Origin of the sequence: Rhizobium tumorigenes, from assembly GCF_003240565.2 — a bacterium.
Lineage (GTDB): Bacteria > Pseudomonadota > Alphaproteobacteria > Rhizobiales > Rhizobiaceae > Rhizobium > Rhizobium tumorigenes.
Window position 1 is genome coordinate 1,564,602 of sequence record NZ_CP117255.1, and the last position, 16,305, is coordinate 1,580,906.

The window sequence follows — 16,305 nt, forward strand, 5'->3', positions numbered from 1 at the left end:
GAAACCTGGACGGACTTTGTCGCACCACCATCGGCCATGGGCAAGCCTTGCCATGTTCAAAACGGATCGATTGACAGAACCAGGCAGGATTACCGTAGGATCGGGCAAGGGGTTTTGCGGCCGCAGATTGCGGCACTTCGCCTATATCGCGGAACCTCACAGGAACAAGGCGACGCCAGGAGGGAAAGATGTCCGCAATGACGGCAAAGATTGTCCACGTGACCATCCATCGCGACTGGCGGGCGGTCTACGACTTCGCGTCGAAACCGGAAAACATGCCCCTTTGGGCATCCGGCCTGGCGACCGCCCTCGTGGCCGACGGTGCTGACTGGATCGCGGCCGGTGCGCTTGGCGCTGTGCGGATCACCTTTACGCCGCCGAACGACTTCGGCGTCATCGACCATACCGTCACCGGGCCTTCCGGCCGGCAATTCTACAATGCATTGAGGGTCGTGCGGAATGGCGCCGGGTGCGAAGTTATGTTCACCCTGCTGCGCGTCGAAGGCATGACGGATGCGCAGTTCGAAGCGGATGCCGAACACGTCGCCAGGGATCTGGCGACGCTGAAGGGGCTGATGGAGCGCGAAGCGCCCTAGATGCTTTTCAGCGTCCAGTCGACGATCTGAGCCGACACGGATGCGAAGGCCTTGTCGAGCGACTTGACATAGGCGTCGTTGGTCGTGCCGGTCGTCGGAACGGCAACGCGGAAGACGTCCTGCTTGCGCACGGTGCCGGTCTTGTCGTTGAGGATCTTGGCCGAGATCTCGACGACAGCTGCCTGCTTGGAGGTATCGATCTCGAACGCGCGGATATCGGTCACGACCTGGTAATCGATTGCCAGACCCTGGCCGGGAACGCCGACGCCGCCGACCTTGCCGGAATTCTCGAATGCTTCCACCAGCTTCGACTGCACCATGCGGCTGAGCTTGTCGCTCCACTGCGCCTTGGCGAGATACTGCAACTCGGAGCCGCTGACCCGCACAACGATCTGGTTGCTGTCGATGGCGCTGAGTGCCGTCGGTGCAGGTACCAGGATCTGCTTGCCATGGGCTGCCGGACCCTTGCCGCTGACATTGGCAGCCAGATCGAACGTATCGTTCTTGGCGCCACCACCACAGGCCGTCAACAGCACCGCCACCAACGGCAAAGCCACTGCGGACCTGCGTGCGGTCAACCAACCCTGAACCGAACCATATTCGAACATGCTGCGCCTACCCCTTGAAACCTTACCGCCGGTCAATGCCGTGTCCGCCCGTTATACTGCTTGACGGTGTCGCCACCGAACAGCAGGCGCTGCGGGTTCTTGTCGAAATTGCTGATCGTGTCGTTCAGATTCTGTACCGTCCGCCTTGTATCGTTGACCAGCGTCTGCACGTCGTTCAGGCCACCGGCCGAAAAGCGCTGCAGGTTGTCGGCGATCGGTCCGATCCGCGAATTGATGCTGTCGGCGACCTTCTTGAACGATTCCAGCGTGTCACGTGCTTCCGTAAACAGCGACTGGGTGTTGTCGGTTCCCAAGAGCGCATCGACCTTGATCAGGATGCCATCGACGCGAGTCGAAGCCGAATTCAGCTTGTTCGCCATCTGCGACACATCCTGGATCGTCTGGCTGATCTCGGCCTGCTTGGCTGACACGCTGGCGGTGATATCGCGGATCGAGGCGACGGCGACGCGGGCATCCTTGGTCGCCTGCGAGATATCGTCAACCGAGCCCTTGATCTTCGAAGGATCGATCGAGGCCACCAACTGGTCGACCTTGTCGAGCGTCAGCTGAGCCTTCTTGCCGAATTCGTTGTAGGTATCCGACGTTTCCTTGATGCTGGTGATCGTCGCCTTCAGGTTGCTGGACGCATCGGCCACATTGGCCGTCAGCTTGTCGACGTTCTTGACCACGTCGTTGATGCTTTGGGCATCGACGGCACGCACAAGCTTCTCGACGGCGTCGAGCGTCGAATTGATCTTGCCGGAGACGCTGCTGAATGTCTTGGAAAGTTCGCCGGCGCTGGCCAGGAACTGATCGATGTTGCCAGCATTGTCGGCAAGCGCCTTGGAGAAGGTGTTGGCGTTCTTGACTGTATCGGTGAGCGGCCCACGGGCATCCTTCACGAAGCCCTGGAAATCGCCGATAGTGTCGTTGGCGCGGTCCATGATCTTGTCGGCGGTCGCCAGCAGGTTGGTGACGCTCGACTGGTCGGCCAACAGAACGGCCCGCTTGCCCGTATCGAGCGAGCGCTTGAGGATGTTCTCGTCGCCGGTGCGACCACCGGAGAGTTCGATATAGGCAGCGCCCGTCAGGCCCTGGATTTCGAGAACCGCCTTGGTCGTCTCATAGACCGGCGCATCGGCCCGGACTTCGGTGAAGGCCAGAGAGTAGCGGGGGTCGTCGGCATCGATCGAAAGCGTCTTGACGCTGCCGACCTGGATGCCGTTGAAGCGCACTGGCGAGCCGACGCTGAGACCGTTGGCGGATCCCGGGATACGCACGATCAGTTCTGTCATCGTGCCGCCACGGCCGTATTCGGCCATCCAGTAGACGAAGCCGAATGCTGCGGCGATGACCAGGACGGTGAAAATTCCGACGATCGTGTAGTTTGCTCTGGTTTCCATGATCTCAGTTCTTCTCGCGGCGCTGGTTGCCGGTTTCTGCAGTCTCTTCATGGCGGACGACGGTGCGAGCCCGTTTGCCGCGGAAATAGGATTTTACCCAAGGCTCGTCGCAAGCAAGCATATCATCGACCGTTCCCTCGATCAGGACGCGCTTCTCGCCGAGGACGGCTATGCGGTCGCAGACGGAAAACAGGCTGTCGAGGTCGTGGGTAACCATGTAGACGGTAAGGCCTAGCGTATCGCGCAGCTTGGCGATCAGTTCGTCGAATTGCGCGGCACCGATAGGGTCGAGGCCGGAGGTCGGCTCGTCGAGGAACACCAGATCCGGATCGAGCGCCAGCGCCCGTGCCAGCGCCGCACGCTTGATCATGCCGCCCGACAGTTCCGACGGATATTTGTCGGCGGCATCCGAGGCGAGACCGGCAAGACGGATCTTCATGTGCGCAAGCTCGTCCATCATCGAAACCGGCAGGTCGAGATATTCGCGCATCGGCACCTGGATGTTTTCCTTCACCGTCAGTGAGGAAAACAGCGCCCCTTGCTGAAAAAGCACGCCGAGACGCATGTCGAGCTTGTTGCGGTTCGATTCGTCGAGCGAATCGTAGTCTGTGCCGAGAATTTTGATCGTCCCGGCGCTGCGCGGCAGAAGCCGCAGCACGGTGCGCATGAGCACCGACTTGCCGGCACCGGACGGACCGACGAAGCCGAGGATTTCGCCGCGATAGATATCGAGATCGAGCTTGTCGAGCACGATTTTCGGGCCGAAGTTCACCGTGACGCCACGCGCCGACAGCACGACGTCGCGGCCATCCGCGGCGCGTTCCATCTGTGTGTCATCCCGGTCTGGCTGAGGCGCGTCCAAATGCTGGTCCTTAAAAATCGATTGCGGCGTAGAAGATGGCAAACACACCGTCCATCATGATGACGACGAAGATCGACTTCACAACGGAAGATGTGACGTGCTGACCGAGGGACTCGGCGCTGCCGCCGACCTTCAGGCCTTCGACTGCGGCGACGATACCGATCACCAGCGCCATGAAAGGCGCCTTGATCATACCCGAAATCACCGTCGATACGCTGATCGCCTCGTGCAGACGGGCAATAAACGTCGCGAAGGTTATGCCCGAATAGGTGTAGGTGACGGTCGCGGCACCCAGTAGCGATGCAAAGTTGGCCAGAACCGTCAGCAGCGGCAGGGCAATGGTCAGCGCCACCAGCCGCGGAAAGATCAGCACGCCGATCGGGTTCAGGCCCATGACCTTCAGCGCATCGACTTCTTCGCGCATCTTCATCGAGCCGATTTCGGCCGTGATCGCGCTGCCCGAACGGCCGGCGATCATGATGGCGGTCAGCAGCACGCCGATTTCGCGCAGCTGCAGGATGCCGACCAGATCGACCACGAAAACTTCCGCACCGAAATAGCGCAGCTGGAAGGCGCTCTGCTGGGCGATGATCGCACCGATCAGATAGGACATTACCAGGATGATCGGCACGGCGCGAACGCCCATGTGATCGAGCTGGTTGACGATGGATGCCGGAGAAACGCCACTGCCGCGACCAAGCTTCAGCTGCGCACCGCGAACGGCCGAGCCGAGGATGTACATGGCGGCCACGAAGAAGCTGCCGAGCTCAGCGACTTTCTCACCCATCGGCGAGAATATCCGGTCAAGCAGCGGCACTTTCGGTTTTTCCTGGGCCGCGATCTCGCTTGCATCCTCGTCGAACGATTTCAGCAGTTCGTCGATGTGGTCGTTCGATCCTTCGATCGTGACGGTCGCATCGTGCGATTCCTGGCTGAGCTTCAGCCTGCGGATCAGCAGCACGCCCGCAGTATCGACATCGGACAGGCCAGTGAGATCGATAACGACGTCACCGCCGCTCGTGCGCTTGGAAAGGTCGTCTATTCGTCGCAGCACGCCGTGGATGCTCGCGCTGCGCCAATTGCCTGCAAGCCGGTAACGATGACCGGAACCATCGGCTTCATCGTCGATCGTCGGCGCATCCGGTATGTTTTCAGCTACGCTCAAACTCATGCGTCTTTCAGATTGGCGGCATCATGCCGACTCAGCGATGTATCGCATCCCGGTCATTACGCGACTATACAGAAACGATCTACAGTCTCGTGCCGCAGAAAGAGCAGATATGTCACGCCTTCTCAATGTCCAAATGAATTCCTGGCCGATCGCCGGCACATTCACCATTTCGCGTGGCAGTAAGACCACAGCGGAGGTCGTCACATGCAACATTAGCGAGAGCGAATGGCAGGGAAGTGGCGAATGCGTGCCTTATCGGCGCTACGGCGAGACAATCGAAAGCGTCATTTCGGAGATCGAGTCGGTCCGGACTGCCGTCGCATCGGGCATGACTCGCGAAGAGTTGGCGGTCGTCATGAAGCCCGGCGCTGCTAGAAACGCCGTCGACTGCGCGCTCTGGGATCTCGAGGCAAAGCGCACCGGTATATCGGTGGCGCGGACCATCGGCCTTTCGACGATGGAACCGCGCACGACCGCCTTTACGATTTCGCTGGGCGAGCCCGAGGTTATGGCGGCGGCAGCCGGCGCACAGGCGCACCGCGCCCTGCTTAAAGTCAAGATCGGCACCTCCGATGACGAAAGCCGTATCTGCGCGGTACGCATGGCAGCGCCGCAATCGGCGATCATCCTCGATGCGAATGAAGGATGGACGGAAGACAATCTTGCCCGCCACCTCGAGATCTCCGCCGAGGCCGGGATTGCCTTGGTCGAGCAGCCCCTGCCCGCCGGCAACGACAGGCTGCTGGCAACTATCAGAAGGCCCGTCCCCGTCTGCGCCGACGAAAGCGTCCATCACACCGGCGATCTCGAAAGCCTGCGCGACCGCTACGACGCCATCAACATCAAGCTCGACAAGACAGGCGGGCTGACGGAGGCACTCCGCATGAAGGCAGAGGGCGAGCGTCTGGGCTTCCGGATCATGGTCGGCTGCATGGTGGGCACATCGCTGGCGATGGCACCGGCGCTGATGCTGGCGCAGGACGCAGCCTTCGTCGATCTCGACGGACCGCTGCTGCTTGCCCGCGACCGCGAACCGGGATTGCGCTACGAGGGTTCGCTGGTCTTTCCGCCGCTCTCGGAATTGTGGGGCTGAAGGCGGGAGGCGACGACGATCATGGCGAGCCCGGCAGCCGCGATCAGCGCCATCAGGTAGAAACCCGAGGTGCCGAGCCAGCCGTAGACATAGCCGGAGGCGATGGTCGCGATGCCGAGGCACATGCCGTTATAGAAGAAGTAGACGCCCTGCGCGGAGGCCTCCTGCGTCTCCTGCACCGTCGCCACGATGCGGCGCTGCACCCCGATATGGACGCAGGCATAGGTGAAGGCGTGAAAGCACTGCAGCACGAAGTGACCGGCAAAGCCGAGGTCCATCGGAAAGACGATCCACCGGCAGACGCACATCGCCGCGCCAAAGCGCATCAGGGTCCAGGCACTGAACCGGCGCCCCAGCCGTTTGGAGAGGAAGAAGATCGTCACCTCGGCCGCCACCCCGGCGCTCCAGAGTATCCCCACCTGCGTGCCTGAAAAACCGATCTGGTGCCAGTAGATCGAGGCGAATGTGTAGAAAAGCGCATGGCTTGCCTGCTGGACCGAAACGCCGATCATGGTCAGCAGCAGGCGCGGGTTCCTGAGCGCATTGCCGATGGGCGGCGCCTTGATGTCGAGAGGCAGGCCGCGACGCCGCGTTGGCCCGATGCGGGGACAATAGAGCGCCATCACAGTCGTCAGGATGAAGCCAATGACCATCAGCGGCAAAACCATCCTGCCGCCGAACGCGCCGATCACCTGCCCGCCGATCAGCGTCGAGACAATGAAGGCGATCGATCCCCACACCCGGGTCGAACCGTAATCGATGCCCCAGCGGCGGACCCCCGAGATAGTAATCGACTCGACCACCGGCAGGTAAGGCGCATAGGTGGCGCCCTGCAGCGCATAGACCAACAGGACGGTCGCGAAGTCGTCGGTCCAGAACAGCGCGATCGCGGTCAACAGCGACAGGCCCCCGGACCAGAGAAGCACGGTCGCCCGCTCCCGCATCCTGTCGGCAAACAGCGCCACGACTGGCGCCACCAGCACGCGCACGACCATCGGCAGGGCGAGAATGATGCCGATCTGCTGGTCGTTGAACTTCAGTGTCGCGAGGAACAAAGGAAAGAACGGCAGGGCGATGCCGTTGACGATCAGCGGGGCACAATAGGACAGGGCGCTGCGCAGCCGGAAATAGGCAGGAGCCTCCCTGCCCGTCGAAGTCATCGTTGCGGGAATCATGACAATGCCTGATTTGGAACCGCTGATTCCCCTACCACGCATTCGCCATCGCGCCTACGGCGCCTTCAGGTCGGCGGGAAATTCAAAGAGCTGGAAGGCCTTGTCGGCTCACTCGGCGGCGGTCAAACCGGATGCCGCTTTTGCTTCGGCCATCATCAGCGCAAGGTCCATGGCCGGGCGCGACGGCAGGCGATCCTGGCGGCTCTCTGCAACGGCCGCAGCAGGCTTGGCGTCCAGGATCTGGCGCCAGGTGATCAGTTCGAAACTGCCATCCTCGTGCTCGGCAATCGCCGTGCAGCTTTCCACCCAGTCGCCGGTGTTGATGTAGCGCAGGCCATCGATGTCCTCGATGACGGCGTGGTGGATGTGGCCACAGATGACCCCGTCGGCATGGTTGCGCTTTGCCTCTTCGGCCACCACGCGCTGGAACTCGCCGATGAAGTTGACCGCATGCTTGACCTGCTGCTTGGCCCAGGCCGAGAACGACCAGTAAGGCATGCCAAGCCGGCGACGAATGCTGGCGAGCGCGATATTCAACACGATGGCGACGTCGTAGGCCCAGTCGCCGAGATAAGCGAGCAGCCGGGCGTTGCGCACTACGACATCGAACTCGTCGCCGTGCAGCACGAGATAGGTCTTGCCGTCGGCAGTGGTGTGGATCGCCCGTTGGGCGACCTCGATACCGCCGAAATGGCTACCCGGGAAATCGCGCAGGAATTCGTCGTGATTGCCGGGGATGTAGACGATGCGCGTGCCCTTGCGCGCCTTGCGCAGGATCTTCTGGACGACGTCGTTGCAATCCTGGGGCCAGTACCAGCTGCGCTTCAGGCGCCAGCCGTCGATGATGTCGCCGACGAGGTACAGGGTATCGGCTTCGTGATAGCGCAGGAAGTCGAGAAGATAGTCCGCCTTGGCGGCCTTCGATCCCAGATGAACGTCGGAAATGAACAGGGTTCGGAAGTGTCGAGTGTCCATCAATGTCTCCACGAACGTAATGCCCGTGCCCCAATCTTCGCTGTGCCCGGAATAATCAGACTCGTGTTTCAGGAAGATGACATCACATCCAATTCGAGCGCGAAGATGGCGTAGCTTACCCTGCCGCGCATCGGCAAAATCTTGCCGCCCCGCCACAATTCCGTACTGTGCACCCCCGAGGATTGTTGTATGCAGTGACGTGAAATCGTTAGACGAATGGTAATGGAGAAGCGTGATGGACCCGCAGGATGCATCGAAGGCACAGAAGAACATGACCAGCGGTGACCTCGACGAACAGGCGCTTTTCTTCCACCGCTATCCCCGTCCGGGCAAGCTGGAGATCCAGGCGACCAAGCCGCTCGGCAACCAGCGCGACCTGGCGCTCGCCTATTCGCCGGGCGTCGCCGCTCCCTGTCTCGCCATCCGCGACAACCCGGAAATGGCCGCCGAATATACCTCGCGCGCCAACCTCGTGGCCGTCATATCCAACGGCACGGCTGTTCTCGGCCTCGGCAACATCGGTCCGCTCGCCTCCAAGCCGGTGATGGAAGGCAAGGCCGTCCTGTTCAAGAAGTTCGCCGGCATCGACGTCTTCGATATCGAGATCGAGGCACCGACCGTCGACGAGATGGTGTCGACGATCTCGGCACTGGAGCCGACCTTCGGCGGCATCAATCTCGAGGACATCAAGGCGCCCGAGTGCTTCGACGTCGAGCGCCGGCTGCGCGAGATGATGAAGATCCCGGTCTTCCACGACGACCAGCACGGCACTGCGATCATCGTGGCCGCCGCCATCCTGAACGGCCTGGAACTGGCTGGCAAGACGATCGAGAACGTCAAGATCGTCGCATCCGGTGCCGGCGCTGCCGCCCTCGCCTGTCTCAACCTTTTGGTCATTCTCGGCGCCAAGCGCGAAAACATCTGGGTCCACGATATCGAGGGCCTGGTCTACACCGACCGCAACGTGCTGATGGACGAGTGGAAGTCGGTCTATGCCCAGCCGAGCGACAAGCGGACGCTGGCCGAATCGATCGGCGGCGCCGATGTGTTCCTCGGCCTGTCGGCCGCTGGCGTGCTGAAGCCGGAACTGCTGGTACAGATGGCCGAAAAGCCGCTGATCATGGCGCTCGCCAATCCCAACCCAGAAATCATGCCGGAACTCGCCCGCGCCGCCCGGCCCGACGCGATGATCTGCACCGGGCGCTCGGATTTCCCGAACCAGGTCAACAACGTCCTCTGCTTCCCCTACATCTTCCGCGGCGCGCTGGATTGCGGCGCGACGACGATCAACGAGGAAATGAAGATGGCCGCAGTGCGCGCCATCGCAGCCCTTGCCCGCGAAGCGCCGTCCGATGTTGCCGCCCGCGCCTACACAGGCGAGACGCCGATCTTCGGCCCGGAATATCTGATCCCCTCGCCCTTCGATCCCCGCCTGATCCTGCGCATCGCCCCGGCCGTCGCCAAGGCTGCGGAAGATAGCGGCGTGGCGCTTCGCCCGATCACCGATTTCGACGCCTACCTCGATACGCTCAACCGCTTCGTCTTCCGCTCCGGCTTCGTCATGAAGCCGATCTTTGCGGCCGCCAAGCTCGCCCAGCCGAAGCGCGTCGTGTTTTCCGAAGGCGAAGACGAACGCGTGCTGCGCGCCGCCCAGGTGCTGCTCGAGGAAAACACAGCCGTGCCGATCCTCATCGGCCGCCCCAGCGTCATCGAGACACGCCTGAAGCGCTACGGCCTGAAAATCCGCCCGCACACCGATTTCGAAGTCATCAACCCGGAAGACGATCCGCGCTTCCGCGACTACGCCGACCTCTATTTCTCGCTTGTCGGCCGCAGCGGCGTCATCCCGGAGGCAGCCCGCACAATCGTCCGCACCAACACCACCGTCATCGGCGCACTGGCGCTGAAGCGTGGCGACGCCGACGCACTGATCTGCGGCCTCGAAGGCCGCTACGAGCGGCACCTGCGCGTCGTCCGCCAGATCATCGGCAAGCGTAACAATGTCCGCGACTTCTCGGCCATGAGCCTGCTGATCTCGCAGCGCGGCAACACTTTCTACACGGACACCTACGTCAACTTTAATCCGACGGCGGAAGAGATTGCCGAATCGACTGTGCTGGCAGCCGAGGAGATCCGCCGCTTCGGGATCACGCCACGCGCCGCCCTCGTCTCGCATTCGAACTTCGGCTCGCGCGAATCGGAGAGCGCCACGAAGATGCGCAATGCCCTGCGGCTGATCCGGCTTGCAGCCCCGGATCTCGAGGTCGATGGCGAAATGCATGGCGACAGCGCGATTTCCGAGCATCTGCGCCGCCGGGTCATGCCGGACAGCACGCTGACCGACGAGGCCAACCTTCTGGTGTTCCCGAACCTCGATGCGGCCAACATCACGCTTGGCGTAGTCAAGGAGATGATCGACGGGCTGCATGTCGGCCCGATCCTGCTCGGAACGGCCCTGCCGGCCCATATCCTGTCGCCCTCGGTCACCTCCCGTGGCGTCGTCAACATGGCAGCCGTGGCCGTGGTCGAGGCGTCGCAGCCCGGCTGATACTGACGGGATCGCCGGGCATCGGCCCGGCGGTCGACCACCTCACGCCGAGCGCAGGGCTGGCGCAAGTCTATGGGCGCCAGATCTTGCGCGTGATAATGGATGAAATGCGCCTGCGCCCCGGCTGAGGCGGAAACCATCCGAACGGAGCAGGCCAAAGGCGTGACAGTGGGCTGGAAACATTCTTTTTGGGCGCTTGCCGCATCCTTGGCGATGGCAGCGCCACTGGCTGCCCAGACAAACGCAATCTGCGACGACCTGCGCGGCCAGATGGCCAATCTCAGCGAAACCGTCGGGACGAACCGCCAACTCCGGCAATACCGCACCGCCATTGCCGAGCAAGTGTCCGAGTTGCGAAAGGTCGAAAACGACCTTGAGGACAACGAGTGCTCGTCCGGCAGCATGGTGATCATAAACGGTGACGACGACGGCACCTGCGGACGGATCGAGGACACCCTGCAGCGCATGCAGCAGAACCTGCAGGAGCTCGTCGCCAAGCGCGACCAGATGCAGCGCGGAGACGTTTCGGAAGGACCCACGCGCAACCAGCTTTCCGCAGCGCTGCGCGCCAACGGCTGTGAAGATCAGGACAGCGGCGATACCATTATCACCAACCGCCCGCCCCCTCAGGCTGGCATCGAGCCCAGCTACCCCGCAACCCCGGGGGCAACCACGCTGGACAGCAGCGGCGGCCCCTCCGGCAACGAACCAGCCCCGCAGTCGCCGATCCAAAGCTACGCATTCGGTCAATCCTATGGTGGCGGCAATGTCCGCACGGTTTGTGTGCGCACCTGCGATGGCGGCTTCTTCCCGATGACCCAGAATGCATCGCCCGGCGATTTCCAGCGGGATGGCGAAACCTGCGCTAGGATGTGCCCGGGCGTGAAGACCGAGTTGTTCTTCCACCGCCTGCCCGATCAGGAAACATCGGCGATGGTATCGGCCTCCTCAGGCACGCCCTACAGTGCCATGCCCTACGCCTTCGCCTTCCGCAAACGGCCGCCGAACGAAAAGACCAGCTGCACCTGCAACCTGCCGGCCTATTACGAGGAAATGCGAAAGCAGAATGCACTGACCAAGGCTCCGGCCGCAGGCACGCAGCAAGGCTCGATCACGACGATCATCCCGAAAGCGTCGCCGCCGGCACTGCCGACGGCCCCCGCAAAGGGCGATGCGCCGCCGGTAGAACGGCCCTACGATCCGTCCGCCGGCAACATCCGCCAGGTCGGCCCGGCATTCCTGCAGCCCGACCAGCGCAAGCTAGACCTCACCCGTCCGGCCGCACCCGGCGAGCAGCCCCAACAATAGGCCCTCAGCCCTGCGGCTGGCCCCAGCCATTCTCGAACACCAGATCCTCCAGCGGCAACCGCTGCCGCCAGCCTTTGACGGCGAGTTCCGGTTCGCCATAGAGCTCGTCGACGAACCCCAGGCAGAGCCAGGCGATGATCTCGATCCGCTCCGGTATGCCGAGCAGCGCCCGGATATCGGCATCGTGAAAAATGCTGACCCAGCCGACCCCGACACCCTCGGCGCGCGCCGCGAGCCAGAGGTTCTGCACGGCGCAGACTGTCGAGTAGGCATCCATGCGTGGATTGTGGGTGCGGCCGAGCACGACGGGCCCGGCGCGATCCGGATCGCAGGTGATGCAGATGCTGAGCGGCGCCTTGCGGATACCCTCGAGTTTCAGCGACCGGTAACTCTCGCGGCGAGCACCCTCGAACTGTAGTGCTGCCTCACCATTGGCGCGCTCGAAGGCTTCGAAGGCCTTCTCACGGATGGCGGTGTCGCGCACGAGAATGAAATTCCAGGGCTGCATGAAGCCGACAGAAGGCGCGTGATGGGCAGCACGCAGCAGTCTTGCGATCAGGTCGTCCGGCAGCGGCTGCGGCAGGAACTGGTCCCGCACGTCCCTGCGCGTTTCGATCGCGTGGTAGATGGCGTCGCGCTCGGCGACGGAAAAAGCGTGTGCCCGGACGAGATCGTCCCTGCAGTCAGGTCGCATCGTTTCTATCCCCAACAATGCCAACCGCCCGCCGTCCTCGCGGGATCAGTCTATCTTATCAGGCCGGTCTTCTGGCTTGGCTTCATCTGGCGATGCTGCCTTCCCGGTCGGAACCAGTGGCATATCGGAGAACTGACCGTCCCCCGTGCATCTCCATCCGCCATACAGCGTTGGGCACGCGCCGGATTTGCACCGGCTTCCCGATTCTCCCGCCTGGGCGGGCACCTGATGAAGGAGATATGCGCGATCTGGCTGGCGATGGCAAGCGGATCGCGGGCCTGCTCAGCGCTCCGGTTCGTACCGGACAAAAGCGAACTCCTCGCCATCGGGCGACCAGCTCGGCACGTTGATCGTCCCCTGGCCTCCGAACAGCTCGAACAACGTCGTGATGTTGCCGCCATCCATGTCCATCAGCCGCAGGCGGACGTCGAGATCGCGCGGATGATCGAAGACGTCGCCATCGTAGGAGAGCAGCACCACCTTGTCGCCCTTCGGCGATGGATGGGGAAACCAGTTGCCGAACGCATCGTCGGTCACCTGCTGCAGGTCGCGACCGTCAGGTCGGATACGCCAGATCTGCATACGGCCGGTCCGGCTTGAGTTGAAATAAATCCATGCGCCATCGGCCGACCAGTCCGGCCCGTCGTTGCGGCCCTCGCCATGGGTCAGCCGCGTCTCCGCGCCGCCCTCGACCGAGGCCGTGTAGATGTCGAACAGATCGCCGCGAATGCCGCAGTAGCTGACATGCTTTCCGTCGGGCGACCAGCCGTGCCAGTAGGACGGCAGGTTTGTCGTCACCTGCGTGGGGACGCCGCCTTCCGCCGGGACGAGATAGATGCAGGACTTGCCGTACTGGACCTTGTCGCAGAGCGCGATCAGCGTGCCATCGGGCGAGATGCCATGGTCGTTGTTGCAACGGCTGGCAAAGCCTGTGTCGACGCGCTCGACAGTGGCGAGCCCGTCGAGAGACAGGCGGCAAAGAAGCCCGTCATCGTTGACGAGCAGGTAACGTCCGTCCGGCGCAAAGTTCGGCGCCTCGACCAGCCGATCGGTCTGCCAGACGACCCGGCTTCGACCCGTTGCAATGTTGAAGATCTCGACCGAACTGCGCATGTCTCACCCATCCTCGAAAGCCGCCAGCCAGAACAAAACAGCGACCGTGGAGGTTTTAACGGCTCGCCCACCGGACATCAACCGGCTGCACCGGACGCAATTGCGTGAGGTAGCGCCAATCCCATGTTTTGCCGTTGCAATTCATCGCGGCAACCGAATACTGCCGCTAAGCAACATCGGAGCCGCGCATGCCCAACCTCCCGAACTTCTTTCACTCGCACTTCGATAAATCGTCGGACGACCTCGGCGTCATCGAGAAGCGGGTGCTCAAGCGGGCCCGCGAACGCAAGGTCATCTCGACGGACGTCAACGCTGCCTTTTCCGCAAACGCCTCCGTCGGGGAACGGCTCGCAGACGGGATCGCGCGCGTCGGCGGATCATGGGCGTTCATCGTCTCCTTCCTGCTATTCCTGGTCGCCTGGACGGTGCTGAACACCATCCTGCTGTCGTCGCGCGCCTTCGATCCCTACCCGTTCATCTTCCTCAACCTGATCCTCTCGATGATAGCAGCCATCCAGGCGCCGATCATCATGATGTCGCAGAACCGCCAGACCGAACGCGACCGCTTCGAGGCTGCCAAGGACTACGAAGTCAACCTCAAGGCCGAGCTGGAAGTCCTGTCGCTGCACGAGAAGATCGACCTGCAGGTGTTGACCGAGCTGTCCGCCCTCAGGGAGGAAGTGGGCCGCATTACGAGGCTGCTGGAGGCAAAGGCCTAGCGTCGACGGGACTGACGTTGAGGACGATGGCTAGTCGGATTGCGGGAACTGGGGCAGACCGTCGTGGAGGCCGTAGAAGCCTGCCTTGTCGGCGCAGTAGATGTGATGCCCCATCTTCAGGTCGTTCGGATCATCGAACAGGCCGGCCATGATCGAGATCTGGTCAGCATCGTCGGCAACCCAGAACAGCGCGGAACCGCAGGTCTTGCAGAACCCGCGGCTGGCAGCGGGGCTGGAGCGATACCAGCTGACATTCTCACCGCCGTCCACGGTGACGTGGTCGGTCGCCACGTTGGTGGCGGCGAAGTAGAGGCCGGTCTGCTTGCGGCATTGCGAGCAGTGACACCCGACGACATCCCTGAGCGGACCTGTCGTCCGTATTTTCACGGCGCCGCAAAGGCACGAACCGTTGTTCTCTTCTGTCATCATGCAGCCCCTCGATTAACCCCGGCCTGCAGCATCGGATGGCGACGGGATCGGGTCAAATTTAAAATCATCATCGCAGCATCAATCCAGCTCACAGGCGACCGGGAGACCTGACCGGCCTACAGGATTGGCGACACACCAAAACAAAACGGGCCGGTCTTGCGACCAGCCCGTTCCGATTGGGATGTCGACGCTGCTCAGCCGGCGGCAACGAGACGCTTTTCGTCCCGGCCGCCCTTCATGCGCTCGGCCAGCAGGAAGGCGAGCTCCAGCGCCTGGTCGGCGTTGAGACGCGGATCGCAATGGGTGTGATAGCGATCCTGCAGGTCGTCGGCGGTGACAGCGCGGGCGCCGCCAGTGCATTCGGTAACGTCCTTGCCGGTCATCTCGATGTGAATGCCGCCGGGATGCGTGCCTTCGGCGCGGTGGATCTGGAAGAAGCTCTCGACTTCCGACAGGATGCGCTCGAATGGCCGTGTCTTGTAGTTGTTGAGCGTGATCGTGTTGCCATGCATCGGATCGCAGGACCACACCACCTTGCGGCCCTCGCGCTCGACGGCGCGCACCAGCTTCGGCAGGTTGTCGGCGACCTTGTCGTGGCCGAAGCGGCAGATCAGCGTCAGGCGCCCGGCCTCGTTGGCAGGGTTGAGCACGTCGATCAGTTCCAGCAGGTTGTCGGCCGTCAGCGACGGGCCGCATTTCAGCCCGATAGGGTTCTTGATGCCACGAAAATACTCGACATGGGCGTGGTCGAGCTGGCGTGTGCGGTCGCCGATCCACAGCATGTGGCCCGAGGTCGCGTACCAGTCGCCCGACGTCGAATCGATGCGCGTCATCGCTTCTTCATAGCCCAGCAGCAATGCTTCGTGGCTGGTGAAGAAATCGGTTTCGCGAAGGCTCGGATTGTTTTCTGCCGAGATGCCGATCGCCTTCATGAATTGCATGGTTTCGCTGATACGGTCGGCAAGCTTGCGATAGCGCTCGCCCTGCGGACTGTCCTTGACGAAGCCGAGCATCCACTGATGGACGTTTTCGAGGTTGGCATAGCCACCCATGGCAAACGCGCGCAAAAGGTTCAGCGTCGCGGCGGACTGGCGATAAGCCATGATCTGCCGTTCCGGATCGGGAATGCGGGCCTTTTCAGTGAACTCGATGCCGTTGACGATGTCGCCGCGATAGGCCGGCAGTGTCACGTCGCCCTGCGTCTCGACATTCGACGAGCGCGGCTTGGCGAACTGCCCGGCGATGCGACCGACCTTGACGACAGGCAGTTGCGCACCGAAGGTCAGCACCACGGCCATTTCCAGAAAGGCGCGGAAGAAATCGCGGATGTTGTCGGCGCCGTGTTCGGCGAAGCTCTCGGCACAGTCTCCGCCCTGCAGCAGGAAGGCGTTGCCCTCGGCGACATTGGCAAGATGCTTCTTCAGGCGACGCGCCTCGCCGGCAAAGACCAGCGGAGGATAGGTCGCGAGCTGCGCTTCCATGACCGTCACGGCGTCCTTGTCCGGATATTCCGGAGCTTGGCTGATAGGCTTCTGCCGCCAGCTGCTGGGGGACCAATTCTGTACCATCGTGCTCACCTGTTTCCGCCCGGTCTCCGCCGGTTCTCCCGCT

The 16,305-nt window shown here is 62.4% G+C and carries 15 protein-coding genes and 1 riboswitch; of the genes, 5 read left to right on the top strand and 10 right to left on the bottom strand.

Going from position 1 to position 16,305, the window contains the following annotated elements; all coding sequences use genetic code 11:
• Window positions 1-188: 188 nt before the first annotated feature.
• On the top strand, window positions 189-596 hold the full coding sequence (locus PR017_RS07780) for an SRPBCC family protein (protein ID WP_111221837.1): 408 nt from the start codon (window positions 189-191) through the stop codon (window positions 594-596).
• Here PR017_RS07780 and PR017_RS07785 read toward each other — a convergent pair.
• The 4 genes from PR017_RS07785 to PR017_RS07800 are packed head-to-tail and all read right to left on the bottom strand — an operon-like array spanning window position 593 to window position 4,640.
• Complete coding sequence (locus PR017_RS07785; RefSeq protein ID WP_111221836.1) at window positions 593-1,204, bottom strand: ABC-type transport auxiliary lipoprotein family protein; 612 nt, start codon at window positions 1,202-1,204, stop codon at window positions 593-595. The genes PR017_RS07780 and PR017_RS07785 overlap by 4 nt on opposite strands.
• Before the next feature lie 32 nt (window positions 1,205-1,236).
• Entirely contained in the window at window positions 1,237-2,607 is a 1,371-nt protein-coding gene (locus PR017_RS07790) for an MlaD family protein (RefSeq protein ID WP_111221835.1), read from the bottom strand.
• A 4-nt stretch (window positions 2,608-2,611) separates the two neighbouring features.
• Window positions 2,612-3,433, bottom strand: coding sequence for an ABC transporter ATP-binding protein (locus PR017_RS07795; protein ID WP_111221834.1), 822 nt, complete (start codon window positions 3,431-3,433; stop codon window positions 2,612-2,614).
• 46 nt (window positions 3,434-3,479) lie between these two features.
• Complete coding sequence (locus PR017_RS07800) at window positions 3,480-4,640, bottom strand: ABC transporter permease (RefSeq protein ID WP_111221833.1); 1,161 nt, start codon at window positions 4,638-4,640, stop codon at window positions 3,480-3,482.
• A 109-nt stretch (window positions 4,641-4,749) separates the two neighbouring features.
• On the opposite strand from PR017_RS07800, the gene dgcA reads away from it, so the two are divergent.
• Complete coding sequence (gene dgcA, locus PR017_RS07805) at window positions 4,750-5,733, top strand: N-acetyl-D-Glu racemase DgcA (protein WP_111221832.1); 984 nt, start codon at window positions 4,750-4,752, stop codon at window positions 5,731-5,733.
• Here dgcA and PR017_RS07810 read toward each other — a convergent pair.
• Together PR017_RS07810 and PR017_RS07815 are read right to left on the bottom strand one after the other, a co-directional pair.
• Complete coding sequence (locus tag PR017_RS07810; RefSeq protein ID WP_111221831.1) at window positions 5,685-6,908, bottom strand: MFS transporter; 1,224 nt, start codon at window positions 6,906-6,908, stop codon at window positions 5,685-5,687. The genes dgcA and PR017_RS07810 overlap by 49 nt on opposite strands.
• Before the next feature lie 108 nt (window positions 6,909-7,016).
• Window positions 7,017-7,883, bottom strand: a complete 867-nt coding sequence (locus PR017_RS07815) for a UDP-2,3-diacylglucosamine diphosphatase (RefSeq protein WP_111221830.1) — start codon at window positions 7,881-7,883, stop codon at window positions 7,017-7,019.
• A gap of 235 nt (window positions 7,884-8,118) precedes the next feature.
• Between PR017_RS07815 and PR017_RS07820 the strand changes: the two genes are divergently transcribed.
• A complete protein-coding gene (locus PR017_RS07820) occupies window positions 8,119-10,431 on the top strand; it encodes an NADP-dependent malic enzyme (RefSeq protein WP_111221829.1) in 2,313 nt (770 codons plus the stop codon).
• 213 nt (window positions 10,432-10,644) lie between these two features.
• Window positions 10,645-11,739 (top strand): DUF2865 domain-containing protein, encoded by a 1,095-nt coding sequence (locus PR017_RS07825; protein WP_240539103.1) that lies wholly within the window; start codon window positions 10,645-10,647, stop codon window positions 11,737-11,739.
• 4 nt (window positions 11,740-11,743) lie between these two features.
• On the opposite strand, the gene bluB is transcribed toward PR017_RS07825, so the two are convergent.
• Window positions 11,744-12,433: a 5,6-dimethylbenzimidazole synthase gene (bluB, locus tag PR017_RS07830; protein WP_111221827.1), complete on the bottom strand. Its 690-nt coding sequence runs from the start codon at window positions 12,431-12,433 to the stop codon at window positions 11,744-11,746.
• A gap of 44 nt (window positions 12,434-12,477) precedes the next feature.
• Window positions 12,478-12,677: riboswitch (cobalamin riboswitch) on the bottom strand.
• Window positions 12,678-12,715: 38 nt separating this feature from the next.
• Window positions 12,716-13,546, bottom strand: a complete 831-nt coding sequence (locus PR017_RS07835) for a TolB family protein (RefSeq protein WP_111221826.1) — start codon at window positions 13,544-13,546, stop codon at window positions 12,716-12,718.
• Between the two features lie 188 nt (window positions 13,547-13,734).
• Between PR017_RS07835 and PR017_RS07840 the strand changes: the two genes are divergently transcribed.
• Window positions 13,735-14,265 (top strand): DUF1003 domain-containing protein, encoded by a 531-nt coding sequence (locus tag PR017_RS07840; protein WP_111221825.1) that lies wholly within the window; start codon window positions 13,735-13,737, stop codon window positions 14,263-14,265.
• 30 nt (window positions 14,266-14,295) lie between these two features.
• Here PR017_RS07840 and PR017_RS07845 read toward each other — a convergent pair whose 3' ends face one another.
• Both PR017_RS07845 and PR017_RS07850 read right to left on the bottom strand, forming a co-directional pair.
• Entirely contained in the window at window positions 14,296-14,691 is a 396-nt protein-coding gene (locus PR017_RS07845; protein ID WP_111221988.1) for a GFA family protein, read from the bottom strand.
• Between the two features lie 197 nt (window positions 14,692-14,888).
• Complete coding sequence (locus PR017_RS07850; protein WP_111221824.1) at window positions 14,889-16,262, bottom strand: class II 3-deoxy-7-phosphoheptulonate synthase; 1,374 nt, start codon at window positions 16,260-16,262, stop codon at window positions 14,889-14,891.
• Between the last annotated feature and the right edge of the window lie 43 nt (window positions 16,263-16,305).

Coding starts and splice junctions, on each gene's coding strand:
- bluB (WP_111221827.1), bottom strand. CDS start 12,433: ATGCGACCTGACTGCAGGGACGATCTCGTCCGGGCACACGCTTTTTCC.
- PR017_RS07790 (WP_111221835.1), bottom strand. CDS start 2,607: ATGGAAACCAGAGCAAACTACACGATCGTCGGAATTTTCACCGTCCTG.
- PR017_RS07780 (WP_111221837.1), top strand. CDS start 189: ATGTCCGCAATGACGGCAAAGATTGTCCACGTGACCATCCATCGCGAC.
- PR017_RS07840 (WP_111221825.1), top strand. CDS start 13,735: ATGCCCAACCTCCCGAACTTCTTTCACTCGCACTTCGATAAATCGTCG.
- PR017_RS07835 (WP_111221826.1), bottom strand. CDS start 13,546: ATGCGCAGTTCGGTCGAGATCTTCAACATTGCAACGGGTCGAAGCCGG.
- PR017_RS07820 (WP_111221829.1), top strand. CDS start 8,119: ATGGACCCGCAGGATGCATCGAAGGCACAGAAGAACATGACCAGCGGT.
- PR017_RS07850 (WP_111221824.1), bottom strand. CDS start 16,262: ATGGTACAGAATTGGTCCCCCAGCAGCTGGCGGCAGAAGCCTATCAGC.
- PR017_RS07795 (WP_111221834.1), bottom strand. CDS start 3,433: ATGGAACGCGCCGCGGATGGCCGCGACGTCGTGCTGTCGGCGCGTGGC.
- dgcA (WP_111221832.1), top strand. CDS start 4,750: ATGTCACGCCTTCTCAATGTCCAAATGAATTCCTGGCCGATCGCCGGC.
- PR017_RS07800 (WP_111221833.1), bottom strand. CDS start 4,640: ATGAGTTTGAGCGTAGCTGAAAACATACCGGATGCGCCGACGATCGAC.
- PR017_RS07845 (WP_111221988.1), bottom strand. CDS start 14,691: ATGACAGAAGAGAACAACGGTTCGTGCCTTTGCGGCGCCGTGAAAATA.
- PR017_RS07785 (WP_111221836.1), bottom strand. CDS start 1,204: ATGTTCGAATATGGTTCGGTTCAGGGTTGGTTGACCGCACGCAGGTCC.
- PR017_RS07810 (WP_111221831.1), bottom strand. CDS start 6,908: ATGATTCCCGCAACGATGACTTCGACGGGCAGGGAGGCTCCTGCCTAT.
- PR017_RS07815 (WP_111221830.1), bottom strand. CDS start 7,883: ATGGACACTCGACACTTCCGAACCCTGTTCATTTCCGACGTTCATCTG.
- PR017_RS07825 (WP_240539103.1), top strand. CDS start 10,645: ATGGCAGCGCCACTGGCTGCCCAGACAAACGCAATCTGCGACGACCTG.